Below are 529 nucleotides of genomic sequence, written 5' to 3'. Positions count from 1 at the left end.
TGTCCTTCTTACATGACTATTTCGACTTTTTACGAGAAGCAGGGGACTGGCGCCGAATTGAAGCAATCTTTAAAGAACAAAGTGACTTAGCCCAAAGACCAGAATTCCAAGATGTTTATGAAAGTTTACAAGATTGGTTGGCTGAAAACGAAGGTTTTTAATCAAAATACGAGGATACATAAGAGTGAGATTACATGAACCATAGTGAATGAGAATTTTAGGAGGCAGGAATATGCGCGTATTAGTAACAGGATTTTTAGGTAGAATGGGTTCCACAGCCGCCAACATGGTCATTAACCATGAAGGGTTTGAATTGGTGGCTTTAGCCAATAATGATTTAAACAAGCAAGCAGACCGAGTAGCTGAATGGTCAGATAAGGCGCCAATTTTTGAAAGCATTCAAGATGCGATTAGCCAAGTTGATATTGATGTAGCCATCGACTTTACGATTCCAGCTGCAGCTTATCAAAATACCAAATACTATATTGAACATGATATCCACCCAGTAGTTGGTACAACTGGTTTTACC

The 529-nt window shown here is 39.1% G+C and carries 1 protein-coding gene; it reads left to right on the top strand.

Annotated features, from left to right (window positions below):
• Positions 1 to 232 precede the first annotated feature (232 nt).
• Positions 233 to 529: Gfo/Idh/MocA family oxidoreductase (locus ACRCJ0_RS19165; RefSeq protein ID WP_431391804.1), on the top strand; the 297-nt coding region annotated here is incomplete at its 3' end.

Source organism: Aerococcus sp. L_32, from assembly GCF_050689315.1.
Note: the sequence above shows the minus strand (reverse complement) of the source record. Positions and strands in the feature narration are given on the sequence as shown.